Below are 14,848 nucleotides of genomic sequence, written 5' to 3' on the forward strand. Positions count from 1 at the left end.
GAGTGCGGGCCGATTTACCGACCAGCGAGAGGTGACATGACGATATCACTGGCTGCGGCCCTTAGCTCTATAACTCTGGCGCTCGCCAGCGCGCAGCTTGAACCGCAAGTGTGCGACGCGAGCTCGGCGCAGCAATTTGTAGGAGGCCCGGCCACGCAGGAAACCGGCGCGCAGATCATGGCCGCGACGCGGGCCACGATCTTCCAATGGGTGCTTGTCGGCAGCCCGGTGACCAAGGACTATCGCCGCGAGCGCGTGCGCGTGGTCTATGACCGCGACATGAAAGTCGTCTCGGTTACCTGCGGATGAGCGGCGCGCCCGCGATCCGCGAGCGAGCAACATCGGGCTCCCCTTACGAAGAACGCTTCGGCTTTTGCCGCGCGGTCCGCGTCGATGACCGGATAATCGTCGCAGGGACGGGGCCGATTGAGCCCGATGGCGCCACCACGTCCGGCGGAGCCGCCGAGCAGGCGGCGCGGTGCTGTGAACTGATCATCGCGGCTATCGAAGACCTTGGCGGCTCGGCGCGCGATGTGGTGCGCACGCGCATGTTGCTCACCGACGCGGGCGATCAGGACGCGGTCGGCGCGGTCCACGCGCGTTATTTCGGAGAGGCAAAGCCCGCCGCCACGATGGCCGGGGTCGCGTGGCTGTGCGGCGAGGACTGGAAGGTCGAGATCGAAGCCGAAGCGGTGATTTCGTGATTCGATACGGCTTCGCCCTGCTTCTCGGCGCAGCGTTCGGGGTTGGCAGCGCGCTTTACATGGCGGGGCTGTGGCCGGGGATGAAGCCGCTCGATTTCGGTACTGTCGAGATCGACGGCTGGCGCAGCGATTTTGCCATCGGCTCCGAGGCGGCTGATCCTTACACCAGAGCCCGCGTGGCACGGCATGGTCTGCTGGCATTGGCAAAGAGCGAAGCGGTGTATTTTACCACCACGACCGACAGCGAAGGCCGCGCGCTGGTCGAGACTTGCGATTACCGCGTCACCGGCGGCTCCATGCCGTCCCAATGGTGGTCGCTGACGCTCTACCGCCAGTCCGACAGCATGCTGCCGATGAACACGGATGAAGCGCTCAGCATTGACGCCACCAGCGTTGGTAGAGATGGAGATGCGTGGTCGGCCCGCGTCTCGTCCAAGCAACCTGATGGCGAGCGCCACTGGATATCGAGCAAGGGCGCGGAGGCCTTTGATCTGATGCTGCGCCTCTATGTCCCGAGCGAAGCGCTTTTGGCCGATCCTGAGACCGCGCTCACACCGCCGGTGGTGGAGCGCCTTTCGTGCGCGGTGGACGCTGCGTGACCCGCTGGTTCGGCCCCTTCGCCACGCTGATTGTCGCCGCTATCGGAGCGCATTGGGCGACGCTTGCCTTCGCGCCAAATGTGATCATGGACCGCGCGCTCTCGACGCTGAAAAACCGCGGGATCGCCGAGCACGCCTTCACCACGCCTCAGCGGATCATGCCGCAGACGCAGGCCGTGGTGCGCAGTTCGCCGGACCTGTTCTATTCGCTGTGCCGGTTTGACCTGAGCGAACGAGGCAGCGAGTTAAGCGTCACTATGGGCGAGTGGCCAGACTACCAATCGCTGTCCTTCTTCGACGCGGAGACGAACAACTTCCTTACGCTTCGAGGGACGGGAAAATCCGTTTCGCAGACCGTCTATTTCCATGCGCCGCCTCCGGACGACGCCATCGGCGTCCAAGCTCCCACCAAACGCGGAGTTGTGCTTATCCGGCGGCTAGCGCCGACACAGAAGGCCTTTGCCGCAGCGGCTGAAGCCGCGAAGGCCGACGCCTGCAATATCCGGTAGCGTCAGGCGGGGCTGGCGACGCGGCTTAACGCCAGCGCTAAGTGCGAAAGCCTCTCGCCCACCCGCGCCATCAGCTCATCAACGTCCGCCATCGCGTCGAGCTCTTCGCTCGAAACAGCCACGCGCGGTTCTTCGCCCGCTTCGCTGACGAGGATCACTGGCAAAGCGACTTGGCGCGCGCCCCCGGTGCCCAGCGCCGGAAAATCGCGTGTGAAATCGTCACGGTGATAGAAGTCCACGTCCGCATCCAGCGACCGCCAGAACCGCTTCCAGTCGCCGCGCATCGACACCGCGCCATAGGTCAGCGCGCAGAGCGAGCAGGGATAGGTCTCGGGCCGAACCGCTTTGTGCACCGCGTGTTTCAAGGCTTCGATCAGGCCGGTGTCGGCGTTGTAGACGCATATCAAGCGCGGGCGTTGCAGAGGCTTCGGGGGGCTCATACCCATAAATACGCGCGAAAGAGCGATTGGGTTACGAAAAATTGCGCAGAAAGCCCGCGCGCCGCAGCGTAATCACACACGCACGCTGCGCTCTTTTCTATCCCGGCGCGACGGGCTAGTCCGCTGGTCATGCAAGGACAATTTCAACTCACCGACGATCAGCTCGCGATCCGCGAGACCGCCGAGCGCTTCACCGCCGACCAGATCACGCCCAACGCGGCCGAATGGGACGAAAAACACATCTTTCCCAAGGACGTGATCAAACAAAGCGCCGAGCTTGGCTTTGGCGCGATCTATGTCTCGGAAGAATCGGGCGGCATCGGGCTTGGCCGTTTGGAAGCCGCATTGATCATGGAAGCCATGGCCTATGGTTGCCCGACCACCAGCGCGTTCATCTCGATCCACAATATGGCCGCGTGGATGATCGATGAGTTTGGCGGGCAGGAGCTGAAAGACCGCTACCTGCCCGAACTCGTCACCATGGAGAAGATCGCGAGCTATTGCCTTACCGAGCCGGGCAGCGGATCGGACGCCGCCGCGCTCAAGACCAGTGCTGTATTGGACGGCGATCATTACGTGGTGAACGGCACCAAGCAGTTTATCTCGGGCGGCGGGGTCAACGATGTCTATGTCGTGATGGTCCGCACAGGCGATCACAAGACGAACGGCATCACCTGCCTCGTGGTCGACAAAGACACGCCCGGCGTCAGCTTCGGCGCGCCGGAGAAGAAGCTGGGCTGGAACGCCTCGCCAACAGCGCAGGTGATCTTTGAAGACGCGCGCATCCCCGTCTCCAACCGAGTAGGGGCGGAGGGCGAAGGCTTTCGCTTTGCGATGATGGGGCTCGATGGCGGGCGGCTGAATATCGGCGCGTGTTCGCTCGGTGGAGCGCAGCGCTGCCTCGATGAAGCGATTGCCTACACCAAGGACCGCAAGCAGTTCGACACGCCCGTCGCCGATTTCCAGAACACGCAGTTCATGCTGGCCGATATGGCGACCGATCTGGAGTCGGCGCGCGCCCTCCTTTATCTCGCCGCCGCCAAAGTTACTGAGAACGCCCCCGATAAATCGCGGTTTTCGGCCATGGCCAAGCGGCTTGCGACCGACAATGGCAGCAAAATCGTCAACGACGCGCTGCAATTGTTCGGCGGCTATGGCTATTTGCGCGACTACCCGATCGAACGGTTCTGGCGCGATCTGCGGGTGCACTCGATCCTCGAAGGGACCAACCAGGTGATGCGCATGATCGTGGGCCGGGACTTGCTGCGGCAGTGAGGTGCAAGGTCTCGGCTTCGTTCGACCCGATCCCTCGACTTCGCTCGGGACGAACGGTGGGGAGGCCATCTGCATACATAACCGTTCGTCCTGAGCCTGTCGCAGGACCCGCTCGAGCGAAGTCGAGAGCCAGAACCGCTCGCGGCGCACTCGTTCACGTGCGGATGCTTCGAGACGCTCGAACATACGTCCTCGCTCCTCAGCATGAACGCAAGAGGATGATCAGTTTTTGGAAACCCGTTCGTCGTAAGGAGGCGCAGGCCCTGAGCTTGCCGAAGGATCGCAGCCGCCTCAAAAGGCAATTGCGATGACCACCCTTGGCATCGCCACCGTCACTCTTGTTGTGCCTGACTACGAAGCGGGGATCGCCTTCTACCGCGATAAGCTCGGCTTCGACCTTGTGCACGACACCGAGCTTGGCGGTGGCAAACGCTGGGTGATGGTCGCGCCTGACAGCGGCGCTCAACTGCTTCTTGCTCAGGCCTCGGACGAAAAGCAGCGCGCCGCCATCGGCAACCAGACCGGCGGGCGCGTGTCCTTCTTCCTGCACACCGACAATTTCGCCGACACTCACGCCCGTTTCACAGCCGCCGGCGTGACATTTCTTGAAAGCCCGCGCACCGAGCCTTACGGCACCGTTGCGGTCTTCAGCGATCCTTTTGGCAATCGCTGGGACCTGATCGAACCGAAAGCCCAGAATAACGACTGATGACCCAAGACGTCCTCACCCGCATCTCCGGCCATGTTGGCCACATCACGCTCAATCGCCCCAAGGCTCTCCACGCGCTCACGCTGGAGATGTGTCACGCCATGTCGGCCGCTCTTGCCCAATGGGCGAGCGATGAGGCGGTGCACGCGGTCATCATCGACCACGCGGAGGGCACGCGTGGCTTTTGCGCCGGGGGCGATATCGCGATGCTGCGCGACAGCGCGTTGAACGATGGCGGGGCAAGCGGTCGCCGGTTCTTCCATGACGAATACCAACTCAATCACCAACTCTTCACCTATCTCAAGCCCGTGGTCGCCTTTATGGATGGGGTCACGATGGGCGGCGGCGTGGGCATTGCCATGCCCGCCAAGTTCCGCGTCGCGACCGAGAACACGCGGTTTGCCATGCCCGAGACCGGCATCGGCCTGTTCCCCGATGTCGGTGGCGGCTGGTATCTCTCGCGTCTTGGCGGGCGGCTGGGCCCCTTCCTCGCGCTCACAGGCGCGCGGCTGAAGGGCGAGGAGTGCCTGTGGGCGGGCCTTGCCACACATTACGTCGAGCACGCCATGCTTGATGACCTGAAGGCGCGGATCATGGAGCGTCCGGGTCGGATCGCCGGTATCCTTTCCGAGCCGGTCGGCACCCCGCCCAAAGCGCGCCTTGCCGACAACGCCGACAAGATCCTCAAGCACTTCGCCTCGGATAGCTATGAGGATATCCTTGCAAACCTCGACGCCGCAGCGGACGAGGGCGACGACTGGGCGGCGAAGGAACGCGACACGCTGGGCACCAAGAGCCCGCAGACCTGCAAGGTGGCGCTGCGGCAATTGGCGACCAGCCTGACTTTGCCGACCTTTGCCGACAACATGGCGATGGAATACCGCATCGCCTCACGCGTGCTGCTGCGCCCGGACTTTGCCGAAGGCGTGCGCGCGGTCATTATCGACAAGACCAACGATCCCAAATGGGACCCCGCCACACCCGAGGATGTGAGCGAAGAGCTGCTGGACAGTATTTTTGCCCCGCTGCCTGCGGATGAAGAGTGGAGGCCGCTTTAAGACTGATCGTCACCCTGAACTTGTTTCAGGGTCCATCGCACGCGTTACCCTTTAGAGTTTGAGCTGGCGATGGATGCTGAAACAAGTTCAGCATGACGGAAACGGAGACGAAAATGACCTACGAAACGATCACCGTCGAAACCGACGCAGCGGGCACCAAGGGCGTTACGCTGATGACGCTCAACCGGCCCAAGGCCCTGAACGCGCTCAACAGCCAGGTGCTCGCCGATCTGACTTGCGCCTTTGCCGGATACCAGGCCGACGAAACGCAGCTGTGCGCGGTGCTGACGGGCTCGGGCGAGAAGGCCTTTGCCGCAGGCGCAGATATCAAGGAGATGCACGACAAGGCTGCAGCCGATTTCTATCTCGACGATTTCTTCAGCCCCTGGACGAGCGAGATCGTCAAGAAGACCCGCAAGCCCTGGATCGCGGCGGTCAACGGCTTTGCATTGGGCGGCGGTTGCGAGTTGGCGATGATGGCCGATTTCATCATCGCGAGCGACAACGCCAAGTTCGGCCAGCCCGAAATCAAGTTGGGCGTCGCGCCCGGCATGGGCGGTTCGCAGCGTCTGACCCGCGCGATTGGAAAGTCCAAGGCGATGGAAATGTGCCTCACAGGCCGGATGATGGGCGCCGAGGAAGCCGAGCGCGCCAATCTGGTCGTGCGCGTCGTGCCGCAAGCCGACCTCATCGCCGAAACGCTGAAAACCGCCGCCACCATTGCAAGCAAGCCGCCCATGGCCGCAATCGCCAACAAGGAGATGGTCAACGCCGCGTTCGAGACGACACTGGATCAGGGCCTGATCATGGAGCGCCGCATCTTCCAGATCCTCACCGCGAGCGAGGACAAGGCGGAAGGCATGGCGGCGTTCATCGAGAAGCGCGAGGGCACGTGGAAGGGGCGTTAGTCTGTGTTGAGGCCGTAGCCACCCGCGCCCTCCACCCTTCCACCCGGATGATATCCCGGTAGGCTCCGGGTGGAAGGGTGGAGGGCGCGGGTGGCTACGGCGCGAGCATTAGCGAGCTCAAGAGAGGACAATGACATGAAAATCGCCTTTATCGGGCTTGGCAATATGGGCGGCGGGATGGCCGCGAACCTGGTCAAAGCGGGCTACGAAGTGCGCGCGTTCGATCTCAGCGAAGAGGCTCTGATTGCGGCGAAGGACGCAGGGTGTGAGACTTTCGACACCGCGCGCGAGGCGTGCGCCGAGGCCGAGGCTGTTGTCTCGATGCTGCCGAGCAGCGGAATCGTCAAGGCGGTCTACACCAAGGACGTGATCGGCCACGCGCCGCACACCGCCGTTTTGATCGACTGCTCCACCATCGATGTCGCCACCGCGCGCGAGGTTGCGGATGCGGCGCACGCGGAAGGCTACAAGATGGTCGACGCGCCGGTTTCGGGCGGGATAGCGGCGGCGGCGGGCGGAACGCTCACCTTCATGGTCGGCGGCGAGCATCACGCTTTCGATGCGGCCCAGCCAATCCTTGCTGCCATGGGCAAGGCGGTGATCCACGCCGGACATATCGGCGCGGGCCAGACCGCCAAGATCTGCAACAACATGCTGCTCGCCATCACCATGATCGGGACGAGCGAAGCGATGACAATGGCGGAAAAGCTGGGCCTCGATCCGCAGAAATTCTACGAGATCAGTTCGCAATCCTCCGGCTACAACTGGTCCTTGAACGCCTACACGCCGATGCCCGGCGTTGGCGTCGAGAGCCCGGCGGACAAGGACTACGCTGGCGGCTTTGCGACCGCGCTGATGGTCAAGGATTTGCGGCTCGCGATGGAAGCGGCCGAAGGCGCGGGCGCGGCGGTCCCGCTGGCCTCGCGCGCGGCGGCGCTGTACGAGGATTACCTTGGCGCGGGCAACGAAGCGGTGGATTTCTCGGGGATCATCAAGACGTATTCGTAAGAGAATGCGCGTCCTTCGAGCCCACACACTGCGCGTTCAACCCACGATCTGCGCAACGATCCCCTTAAGCCACTCCCGCGGCGCTTTACGCCGCCCCACATCCGCGACAAATTCCTGCCCGCGCGCAACGCTCTTCAGCCTGCCTCCCCGCAGCCAGCGATCCGCGCGGTCGTGATAGGACAATCCGCCGCGCCTTAGCCAATCGGGCCGCCGCCACACGCTGGGCGGACCACCCTGCACGGTCAGCCGCAAAGCCTCGCTCGCGCGCGCTGCGACCGCGCCTTCACCAAACCAGATCGCATCGTTTGCGCCATGCATCCCCAGCGCGTGCGGGTGATTGAGGTCGAGCATCACTTGTGGCGCGCCCTGCGAGAGGGCGATGATCGCCTCAACCTTCAGGTAGCCGAAGATACGGTGGTGCGGCTCGCCGCTCAGCTCGTCCGCAAACAGCCCGAAAAAGACGAACACGTCGCCAAGCGTCACGCCTTGCCGCTCCAGATGCGTTTGCGCCGCGCCGGTCTGTCCGAACGCACAGGTCCCATCGGGCAGGAACATCGGATCGTGGTGGCACAGATCACCCGCGCTCAACCGCCCCCTGCTCGCATTTTCCGCGTGCTCGCCCAGTCCCAGATCGCCATAGGTGGTGCGCGAGAGCCCTTTGGTGTCGGGGATGGGCAGGCTGACCGGCGCGCCATCCACGATCGGCGAAGGCCCTCCGCCCGCGCTTGTGTCAAAGCCCTTACGTGAAAAGACGATCCGCATGCGACCGTCACCTAGCCACGCCCTGCCCTGCTTGCGACAAAATGTTGCACTAGAGGCGTATTTCCTTGCTTTGATTTGGAGCCGCTTTGGGAGTAAGGCCCGCCGCCATGACATCCGATATCAAAGTGACCGCCCTGATCATGGCCGGCAAGCGTTCGGGGGTTCTTGATCCCTTGGCCGAGCGCGCGGGCGTGGCGCAGAAATGCGTGGTCCCGGTCAACGGCGTACCTATGGTCGCGCGGGTCACCGCCGCGGTCGCCGCCTGCCCCGAAGTCGGTGCGATCCGCATCGTCGCGCATGAGCCCGATGAGATCGCCGCGCAGCCCAATATCGCCAAACTGATCGAGGAAGGCCGCCTCTCTTTCGCGGAAGGCAAATTCAACATCGTCGACAGCGTCTTCAGCGGAGCCGAGGGCGCGGATTTTCCGCTGCTGATCACCACCGCCGACAATTGCCTGGTGACGCCCGAGGGTTATTCGGAGTTCATCGGCAAAGCGCTCGCGGCGGATGCCGGAGGCGCCGCGGGGCTCGCGCGCAGGGAAGATGTGCAGGCCGCCGATCCCGAAGGGCAGAAGAAGTTCTACCAGTTTAAGGACGGCGGCTTTTCGAACTGCAACATGTACTGGATCGGCAGCGAGCAGGCGCTAAGCGCGGCGGAGATCATGCGCGAGGGCGGGCAGTTTGTGAAATTTCCGCGCCGCATCATCAAGGCCTTTGGCCTGATAAACCTGATCCGCTTCCGCCTGGGCACCGGCTCGAAGGAGAAATTGTTCGAGCAGGTCTCGAAACGGTTCGGCTTCAACATGGTCCCGGTCGAACTGTCCGACGGGCACTACGCCATCGATGTCGATAACGAACGCACCTTTGCGGTGACCGAGAAGATCCTCAAGCGGCGCGAGGGCGACCGAAGCGCCGCCTGATCGGCTTCGCGACGAACCGATGAAACGGCTCTTTTCCAACATTGGCTGGCTTCTGGGAGGACGCGGCTTCAACGCCGTGATGAGCCTTGTTTACCTTTACCTAGCCACCCACACGCTGGGGCTGGAGAGCTTTGGCTATTTCGCGCTGATCGTCGCGCTGGGGCAATCGATCACCGGTTTTGCCAATTTCCAGACCTGGCAGTTTATCGTGCGCTGGGGCGCGAATGGGTCGGGAACCCCGGAAAACCCCGATCCCGAAAGCGTGCGCGAGGCAACCGGTTTTGCAATTGCGCTCGATGCGCTGTCGGTTGCAATGGGCACGGTGGCGGCGGGCCTGTTGGTCTGGACCGCATCCGCCTGGTTGCCGCTCCCTGAAGAGCTTTACCCCATCACTTTCGGTTATTGCGTGATCTCGCTGCTGGCGATCCGCACCACGCCCACGGGGCTGTTGCGCCTGCGCTTCAAGTTCGCGACCGCGACCGCAGCCGAGGCCGTGCAGCCCGCGATCCGCGCCGCCGGGGCCATTCTGGCATTCTTCCTGATGCCCAATGTGGCCGGGTTCATCCTCGCCTGGGCGGCGTCTGAGGTGTGCGTGGCGGTCGCGCTGTGGATCGCGGCGGCGCGCGAGGGCCGCATTGACCTCAGCGCGATCAGCTTCACCCGCATCCCCGCGCGCTATTCCGACGCCTGGGCCTTTGTGTGGTCAACCAATATGTCGGGTTCGCTCAGCATTGCCGGTAAGCAAGTCATCATTCTTCTGGTGGGCACGTTTGGCGGCGCCGCGCTTGCCGGGGGCTTCCGCGTCGCTTCGCAGCTCGGTCAGGCTTTGGTGAGCCTCGCGCAGACAATCTCCAAAGCGATTCTGCCCGAATTGGTCCACGCGCGGGACAACGCGCTCGCTATGGCGCGGCGTATGGCCAATATCGCAGTGGTCGCGGGTGTGGTCGCGGTGGTGGTGGCGCTACTCGGCGGGCGCTGGGCGCTCGGCGTCATCGCGCAGGACGATTTCAGCGCGTTTTACTGGGCGATGGTGATCCTGAGCATTGCGGGCGCAGTGGAGCTGATCGGGGCGAGCCTTGAATCGCTGCTGGTCTCGGCTGGCCGCGCGGGCACGGCCTTCATCGTGCGCGCGGTGCCCACCGTGCTGGCGCTGGTCCTGCTCGACGCGGCGATCGATTGGAACGGTGCCAAGGGCGCGGCGTTTGCGGTGCTCGGCTCCAGCAGCCTCGCGGTGATCGGGTTTTACGTGGCGATCCTGAATCTGAGCGAGATCCGGATCGAACTGGAGCCGCAGGCGGAGAGCGAGCCTGACAGCGAAAACGAGGCGCAAGAGGCCCGCCAGGCCGCCGAATAGGTTGGCGCAGGCTGTCATGAGCAGGGCTGAGAATTTCCCGCAATGTGCTCTGCCAACGGGCCTAGCCCCATGGCTTCGCGCCGCTCATCCACCCGTTCGGGTTCTTCCAGAGGATGCGGCTCCCATGCGCCGCCTTTGCAGATTAGCTGAACACCATATCGCTGCTTAATATTGAGCGCGCGTGCATTGCGATCATAAAGTGAGGCGTAACCGATTTTCGAGATTTCGCCGGTCGCCAAAAGCGGCTCCATCAGCCCAAGCGCGCGGCGCTGGAAGGCAGGATCGAGATCGGCGTGTTGGGTGATCAGCCATGCTCCAAACGCGGCGCGCTTGCCTACTTGGGATTGGCGAGGCCACCCACTTTTCATCACCTGCGCCTCGAGCCACTCTGTGTTGTCGCGATCAACCCGCATGATCTCACTGCCGAGCAGGGCCACAAAAACGGTGCGCTCCTCAGCAGTCATCTTGGGAGTGCGCGGTGCCGACACTTCCATCACGCCCCAGCGATAGGCGCCTCGCAGCATTTGATCGGCCATCGTGCGACTTTCAATTTCGCCCGCAAAATCATCGGAGCTTGCAAATGGTATCCGCTCCTGCGCGCGCTTTACCGACTGCACAAGCGTATCAAACACCAGCCGTGCGCCGCGCGTCGCTTTTGCGAGTTCGGCGTAGTTGGCAAAGCCCTTAAACGGATCGCCCATCACCACCTGCAGGCAGATAGAAGGCGCGCGAAGAAGACCGTTTTCAATCGAAGCGATGCCCAACTCGGCCAATTCGGCGTCGAGCCGCGCCTTGCCTTTCTGCTCACACGCATCGAGCCACGTTATCAGTTCGGCGTACTGCGCCTTTTCCACCTCGCTCGCTTCGGGAAAATGGCCGCGCAGATATTCGAAATGGCCCGGCTCAAACCGGCCATCGACGATCCGCTCGGCCACCAGCGGCGGCGGTTCGGGGTAGTCGGGCGCTGGTTCAGACGGCTCTTGCGCAGCGATCAGCGCGAGGCTGACGACACCGAGTAAACCCGCCTTCAAAAGCGAAGCCTTCACTCTGCCGGCTCTTCCCACGCCAGTTTCGGCTTACGCGCCGCCGCCGTTTCATCCAGCCGCCGACGCGGCGCGAAATACGGCGCCTGCTTCAGCGTTTCGTCGCCGTCGAGAGCGCGCTGGACCACGTGGCGGAAGGCGGTGATGAACTGGTCGATCGAGGCCTTGCTCTCGGTCTCGGTCGGCTCGACCAGCATCGCGCCGTGGACGACCAGCGGGAAGTACACCGTCATCGGGTGATAGCCCTCATCGATCAGACCCTTGGCGAGATCGAGCGTCGAGAGCCCGCCGCCGAAATCCTTGTCGCCAAACAGCGCCTCGTGCATGCACGGTCCGCTATCCGCAAACGGCGCGTGGAGAATGTCTTCCAGACTGCGCAGGATGTAATTGGCGTTGAGCACCGCGTCCTCGGAAACCTGCTTCAGGCCATCGGCGCCGTGACTGAGCATATAGGTCAGCGCTCTTGTGAACATGCCCATCTGGCCGTGGAACGCCGTCATCCGGCCAAAGGTCTGATGTTCGGCGTCGGCGTTCTCTTCCTCGACGATATGGAATTCGCCAGCTTCGTCCTTTTCGACGTAAGGCAGCGGGGCGAACGGCATCAGCGCTTCGGAGAAAACCACCGGTCCTGAGCCCGGGCCACCGCCGCCATGCGGGGTGGAGAAGGTCTTGTGCAGGTTGATATGCATCGCATCGACGCCAAGGTCGCCCGGACGCACTCGGCCCACGATGGCGTTGAAGTTCGCGCCGTCGCAATAGACGTAGCCGCCAACCGCGTGCACCGCGTCCGCAATGGTGCGGAAATCCTTTTCGAACAGGCCGCACGTGTTGGGGTTGGTGATCATCACCGCCGCCACATCACTGTCCCCTTCCCCGCCCTTGCCAAGGCGCGCTTTCAGGGCCTCGACATCGACGCGCCCCTCGGGCGTCGCGGGAATGTTCTCGACCTTGTAGCCGGCAAACGCGGCGGTCGCGGGGTTGGTGCCGTGCGCGCTCTCAGGCACAAGCACAACCTCGCGCGGGTTGCCCGCGGCGGTGTGCGCGGCGCGGATCGCCAGGATGCCGCACAATTCGCCATGCGCGCCCGCCTTGGGACTCATCGCGACGCCCGGCATACCGGTCAGCGTCTTGAGCCAGGTCGCAAGCTGATCGATCACTTCCAGCGCGCCCTGCACGCTGGATTGGGGCGCAAGCGGGTGGATATCGGCAAATCCCGGAAGCCGCGCGAGCTTTTCGTTGAGGCGCGGATTGTGCTTCATCGTGCAGCTGCCGAGCGGGAAGAAGCCCAGATCGATGCCGTAATTCTGACGGCTGAGCCGCGTGTAGTGGCGCACGGTTTCCGGCTCGGTCAGGCCGACAAGGCCGATGGGCTCGGACCGTTCGAAACCGCCAAGGCGCGAAGGCGCTCGCTTGTCGATCTCGGGCAGATCGACGCCGGTGGTCTCAGCCTTGCCGATCTCGAAGATCAAGCGTTCTTCCAGCATCAGCGCGCGGTTGCCGGTGGTGGTGACGGTCTCCCCGCTCGCGTCGGCGACTTCCATGGTGGGCTTCCAGCCGGACTTGTTGGGGGCGTTCATACGAAACTCCGTTCGTGCTGAGCCTGTCGAAGCACCGTATTTTCTTCGAGTGCAGGCGTGCGAAATAAGAAGGACGGCCCTTCGACAAGCTCAGGGCGAACGGTTGATGATGGTGCGATCATGCCGGTACCTGTGCAGCAAGAGCGTCGTGCAGTTCGATCGCAAGGCGGTCGATATCGTCTTCGGTGGTGGTCTCGGTCACCGCGACCAGCAGCGCGTGTTCGAGCGCTTCGACGCCGGGATACAGGCGCCCGAGCGACACACCGCCCAGAACGCCGCGGTCGGCCAGGTCGCGCACAATCTCACGCGCGGGCTTGCCATCGAGCATCAGGGTAAACTCGTTGAAGAACGAATTGTTGAGCAGGCTGACGCCCGGCACCTTCTCAAGCCTGTCCGCCGCAAGGCACGCAAGGCGGTGGTTCTCGGCGGCCAGCTGGCGCAGGCCCTTCTCCCCCAGCAGCGTCATATGCGTGGTGAACGCCAGCGCGCAGAGCCCTGAATTGGTGCAGATATTCGACGTCGCCTTTTCGCGGCGGATGTGCTGTTCGCGCGTGGAGAGCGTCAGGACGAAGCCGCGCTTGCCCTCGGCGTCCACGGTCTCGCCGCACAGACGTCCGGGCATCTGGCGCACATGCTTGGGATCGCGCACCGCGAAGAGGCCCAGATACGGCCCGCCGAATTGCAGGCCCACGCCCAGTGCCTGGCCCTCGCCCACGACGATGTCCGCGCCCATCTCGCCCGGCGATGTGATAGCGCCCAGCGCCACCGGCTCGGTGTTGACGACCACCAGCAGCGCGCCCTTGGCGCGCGCGGCGTCGGCGACCTTTGAAAGGTCCGAAATGCGCCCGAGGATATCGGGATACTGCACCACGACGCAGGCCGTGTCCTCGTCGATCCGCGCGGTCAGCGTGTCGAGATTGGGTTCGGTGGTGATCGCGGGCTGCGCGTCGGCGATCTCCTCGCCGGTGTACTGCGCCATGGTCTTGACCACCTGCGCGTAATGCGGGTGGAGCGAACCGGAAAGCACGGCGCGCTTGCGCCTGGTCACGCGGGTGGCCATCGCCACCGCTTCCCAGCACGCGGTCGAGCCATCGTAAAGCGAGGCGTTGGCCACCGCGCAGCCGTAAAGCCGCGCGACCTGGGTCTGAAACTCGAACAGCATTTGCAGCGTGCCCTGCGCGATTTCGGGCTGATAGGGCGTGTAGGCGGTGAGGAATTCGCCGCGGCTGATCACGGTGTCGACGCTGGCCGGAATGTGGTGGCGATAGGCGCCCGCGCCAATGAAGAACGGCGTGTTCTCCGCCGCCAGGTTCTTGCCCGCGAGCGCTTTCATGTGGCGTTCGACCGCCATTTCGCTGGCGTGCATCGGCAGATCGCGGATCGGACCATCGAGCCGCGCGACCTCGGGCACATCGACGAACAGATCATCGATTGATGACGCGCCGCATTTGGCGAGCATTTCCGCGCGGTCGGTATCGGTGAGAGGGAGGTAACGCATTGTCTTCACCTTCGTCATCCCGGCGAGGGCCGGGATCCAGTTTAAGAGCGCCGCCCCCAGTCTCCTGGCCCCCGGCCTGCGCGGGGGTGACGGCGGATAATTCAAGGGGACTACAGCCCCGCGACGAATTCCTTGTACGCAGCCTCGTCCATCAGGCCTTCGAGCTCGTCCTTGTCGGCAACGCTCATGCGGAAGAACCAGCCGTCTTCTTCGGGTGAGGAGTTGACGAGAGCGGGCTCGTCTTCGAGCGCGGAATTGCCTTCGGTCACTTCGCCGGAAATCGGCGCGTAAACATCGCTCGCCGCTTTCACGCTTTCGACCACCGCCGCATCGCCGCCCTTGTCGAGCGCAGTGCCGACCGCGGGCAGTTCGACGAACACGATGTCGCCCAGCTGTTCCTGCGCGTAATCGGTGATACCCACCGTCGCGCTGTCGTCCTCGACTTCGATCCATTCGTGTTCATCGGTAAAATAGCGCGGCATTG

17 protein-coding genes are annotated in these 14,848 nt (G+C 63.5%); 11 read left to right on the top strand and 6 right to left on the bottom strand.

Annotated features, from left to right (window positions below; genetic code table 11):
• The first annotated feature begins 36 nt into the window (after positions 1-36).
• The 4 genes from QNI87_RS11725 to QNI87_RS11740 are packed head-to-tail and all read left to right on the top strand — an operon-like array spanning position 37 to position 1,812.
• Positions 37-309 (top strand): I78 family peptidase inhibitor, encoded by a 273-nt coding sequence (locus QNI87_RS11725; RefSeq protein ID WP_300596695.1) that lies wholly within the window; start codon positions 37-39, stop codon positions 307-309.
• A complete protein-coding gene (locus QNI87_RS11730; RefSeq protein ID WP_300596697.1) occupies positions 306-704 on the top strand; it encodes a RidA family protein in 399 nt (132 codons plus the stop codon). Before QNI87_RS11725 ends, QNI87_RS11730 begins: the two co-directional genes overlap by 4 nt.
• Complete coding sequence (locus QNI87_RS11735) at positions 701-1,303, top strand: DUF1214 domain-containing protein (RefSeq protein WP_300596699.1); 603 nt, start codon at positions 701-703, stop codon at positions 1,301-1,303. The genes QNI87_RS11730 and QNI87_RS11735 overlap by 4 nt, the downstream gene beginning before the upstream one ends.
• Positions 1,300-1,812 (top strand): DUF1254 domain-containing protein, encoded by a 513-nt coding sequence (locus QNI87_RS11740; RefSeq protein WP_300596701.1) that lies wholly within the window; start codon positions 1,300-1,302, stop codon positions 1,810-1,812. The genes QNI87_RS11735 and QNI87_RS11740 overlap by 4 nt, the downstream gene beginning before the upstream one ends.
• A 2-nt stretch (positions 1,813-1,814) precedes the next feature.
• Here the strand turns inward: QNI87_RS11740 and QNI87_RS11745 are convergent, their stop codons facing one another.
• Positions 1,815-2,252, bottom strand: coding sequence for a hypothetical protein (locus QNI87_RS11745; RefSeq protein ID WP_300596703.1), 438 nt, complete (start codon positions 2,250-2,252; stop codon positions 1,815-1,817).
• A 129-nt stretch (positions 2,253-2,381) separates the two neighbouring features.
• Here QNI87_RS11745 and QNI87_RS11750 point away from each other — a divergent pair, with 129 nt between their 5' ends.
• The 5 genes from QNI87_RS11750 (at position 2,382) to mmsB (ending at position 7,210) form a co-directional block, all read left to right on the top strand.
• On the top strand, positions 2,382-3,527 hold the full coding sequence (locus tag QNI87_RS11750; protein ID WP_300596705.1) for an acyl-CoA dehydrogenase family protein: 1,146 nt from the start codon (positions 2,382-2,384) through the stop codon (positions 3,525-3,527).
• Positions 3,528-3,834: 307 nt separating this feature from the next.
• Complete coding sequence (locus QNI87_RS11755) at positions 3,835-4,236, top strand: VOC family protein (protein ID WP_300596707.1); 402 nt, start codon at positions 3,835-3,837, stop codon at positions 4,234-4,236.
• Positions 4,236-5,294 carry an enoyl-CoA hydratase/isomerase family protein gene (locus QNI87_RS11760; protein ID WP_300596709.1) on the top strand — a complete coding sequence of 353 codons (1,059 nt, stop codon included), beginning with the start codon at positions 4,236-4,238 and terminating at the stop codon, positions 5,292-5,294. The genes QNI87_RS11755 and QNI87_RS11760 overlap by 1 nt, the downstream gene beginning before the upstream one ends.
• 113 nt (positions 5,295-5,407) lie before the next feature.
• Entirely contained in the window at positions 5,408-6,202 is a 795-nt protein-coding gene (locus QNI87_RS11765; protein WP_300596711.1) for an enoyl-CoA hydratase-related protein, read from the top strand.
• A gap of 90 nt (positions 6,203-6,292) precedes the next feature.
• Entirely contained in the window at positions 6,293-7,210 is a 918-nt protein-coding gene (gene mmsB / locus QNI87_RS11770; RefSeq protein ID WP_300596713.1) for a 3-hydroxyisobutyrate dehydrogenase, read from the top strand.
• A 36-nt stretch (positions 7,211-7,246) separates the two neighbouring features.
• On the opposite strand, the gene QNI87_RS11775 is transcribed toward mmsB, so the two are convergent.
• Positions 7,247-7,972 carry a hypothetical protein gene (locus QNI87_RS11775; RefSeq protein WP_300596715.1) on the bottom strand — a complete coding sequence of 242 codons (726 nt, stop codon included), beginning with the start codon at positions 7,970-7,972 and terminating at the stop codon, positions 7,247-7,249.
• 107 nt (positions 7,973-8,079) lie between these two features.
• On the opposite strand from QNI87_RS11775, the gene QNI87_RS11780 reads away from it, so the two are divergent.
• On the top strand, positions 8,080-8,892 hold the full coding sequence (locus QNI87_RS11780) for an NTP transferase domain-containing protein (RefSeq protein WP_300596717.1): 813 nt from the start codon (positions 8,080-8,082) through the stop codon (positions 8,890-8,892).
• 19 nt (positions 8,893-8,911) lie between these two features.
• The gene (locus QNI87_RS11785; RefSeq protein WP_300596719.1) at positions 8,912-10,246 is read left to right on the top strand and encodes a lipopolysaccharide biosynthesis protein; all 1,335 of its coding nucleotides are present in this window, start codon (positions 8,912-8,914) and stop codon (positions 10,244-10,246) included.
• 14 nt (positions 10,247-10,260) lie between these two features.
• Here the strand turns inward: QNI87_RS11785 and QNI87_RS11790 are convergent, their stop codons facing one another.
• The 4 genes from QNI87_RS11790 to gcvH form a co-directional block, all read right to left on the bottom strand.
• Positions 10,261-11,292, bottom strand: coding sequence for a DUF6624 domain-containing protein (locus tag QNI87_RS11790; RefSeq protein ID WP_300596721.1), 1,032 nt, complete (start codon positions 11,290-11,292; stop codon positions 10,261-10,263).
• Entirely contained in the window at positions 11,289-12,866 is a 1,578-nt protein-coding gene (gene gcvPB, locus QNI87_RS11795; protein ID WP_300596723.1) for an aminomethyl-transferring glycine dehydrogenase subunit GcvPB, read from the bottom strand. The genes QNI87_RS11790 and gcvPB overlap by 4 nt, the downstream gene beginning before the upstream one ends.
• A gap of 118 nt (positions 12,867-12,984) precedes the next feature.
• Positions 12,985-14,364, bottom strand: a complete 1,380-nt coding sequence (gcvPA, locus tag QNI87_RS11800; RefSeq protein ID WP_300596725.1) for an aminomethyl-transferring glycine dehydrogenase subunit GcvPA — start codon at positions 14,362-14,364, stop codon at positions 12,985-12,987.
• 110 nt (positions 14,365-14,474) lie between these two features.
• Positions 14,475-14,846 carry a glycine cleavage system protein GcvH gene (gene gcvH, locus QNI87_RS11805; RefSeq protein WP_300596727.1) on the bottom strand — a complete coding sequence of 124 codons (372 nt, stop codon included), beginning with the start codon at positions 14,844-14,846 and terminating at the stop codon, positions 14,475-14,477.
• Positions 14,847-14,848 lie beyond the last annotated feature (2 nt).

This window comes from Erythrobacter sp. (assembly GCF_030066995.1).
GTDB lineage: Bacteria > Pseudomonadota > Alphaproteobacteria > Sphingomonadales > Sphingomonadaceae > Erythrobacter.